Consider the following 1473-nt stretch of genomic DNA (forward strand, 5'->3'; position numbering starts at 1 on the left):
ACAAATTTTGGTTAAATGATGATTGATTGATTATTCAGTTCTAAGAGAGATATCTTCGATATCCATCTGAAAAATTGGCGTAAAAAATCTGCCGTCAATTTTGACAGATTCATTGCGATAACACTCAACACGATGCTTGATAAAGTCGTATCTTGACGTTTTGTGGTAATTAAAGCCGCGCCAAAACAGCGTTTCAATTGGCTGAAGCCACGCTCTACCTCAATTCGGTCTGTGTTGTCCTGATATTCGGTTAATTTATCTCGATTTTCATTCTTTCTTGGTCGACCTAATGCTGGTCCAGAAAGTCGGATATTTCGTGCTTTACAGTATTGAATGTTTTGCCGATTACGATAAATTTTATCAGCTAATACGCGTTCTGGATAATATCCATGCCGGTCGTAATATCGCCGGATTGCTGAAACGAGTACTTCTGATTCATTGTATGCATCAAAACTAGTTCGTTCGATGGGGGCGATTCCTCCATCGATGCTCATATCATATTTCGCTCCAAATTCAGTTGCAGCTTTGACTTTTCCGCGCACAATTGGACGAACCCATGGCTGGTGAAAGCTGACGATTCGATCAGAGACGCAATGGGTACGATGATCGTACATGTACTTTTGTTGGTCATAGATTTTTTGGATTATTTCCCACCATGTTTGATGCTTTTCAGATAGAGTAGTGCCCTTGGTCAGGAACTTTCGAATAATTTTCGCATCACGGTTCAAGAATCCTAAAAGTTTCCGAAGCTGGGCACGCAACCATTTCCTTGCTTTCTTCTTGCGTCGAACGACGTTCAAATAAACTTTACGTGCTACTTTACGATAGATCCGAGGCCTCTTCCAATTGTTCTCAGCACAAAGAGTGTCAATGATTGTTTCGGCATGTGTTCGTGCATCATTTAAAAGTTCAGTATCCGTAGGATACTTGATATTCTGGGGCGAACAGGTTGCGTCAAGAATCAAGGTACCAGATGATGAGTCATCGTTATCATTTGAGCTGTCATGGTTCGATTTTTCATTGTAAGCGACAATCTTCTCGTTGATCTCAATCAAAGTTGTCTTGTCTAATCGCTTACGAAAATTGACCATTGATGTGGCATCGAAAGGTCGTTCATCTTGGTAACCAGGTAACCCGATAAAAAATTGAAGATATGGATTTTCTTGAATTTGTAACACCGTTTCTTCATCACTGTAGCTGTACTCTTTTTGGATGAGTAAAGCGCCCAATGCCATGCGCAGCGGTTTTGCGACATTCCCTTTTTTATTTCGAAAGTTTTTCGCGTACTCTTTCTCCAACTCTATCCAAGGAATCCGTTCTGCTTTTTTGATCCAGCGATTTTCAGGATTCATTTTTAAACCGATAGGTTGATTAAAATCTTCAAAAGCGAGTTGGGTGTGAATTTGCGGTTTATACATTCAAAAACCTCCAAAAAGGGTAAGAGTGCACGGTTTTCAGCATATTACTGAAAAA

General features: G+C 40.1%; 1 protein-coding gene. It reads right to left on the bottom strand.

Features of this window, described 5'->3' with window-relative positions; translation table 11 throughout:
- Positions 1–11 precede the first annotated feature (11 nt).
- Positions 12–1418: an IS5 family transposase gene (locus RV13_RS20340; RefSeq protein WP_060789659.1), complete on the bottom strand. Its 1407-nt coding sequence runs from the start codon at positions 1416–1418 to the stop codon at positions 12–14.
- Positions 1419–1473 lie beyond the last annotated feature (55 nt).

It is taken from the genome of Enterococcus raffinosus, assembly GCF_001886185.1.
Classification (GTDB): domain Bacteria; phylum Bacillota; class Bacilli; order Lactobacillales; family Enterococcaceae; genus Enterococcus_A; species Enterococcus_A raffinosus.

Bases quoted from the DNA above. Each gene is read 5' to 3' on its own strand.
- RV13_RS20340 (WP_060789659.1), bottom strand. From the start codon at position 1,418: ATGTATAAACCGCAAATTCACACCCAACTCGCTTTTGAAGATTTTAAT.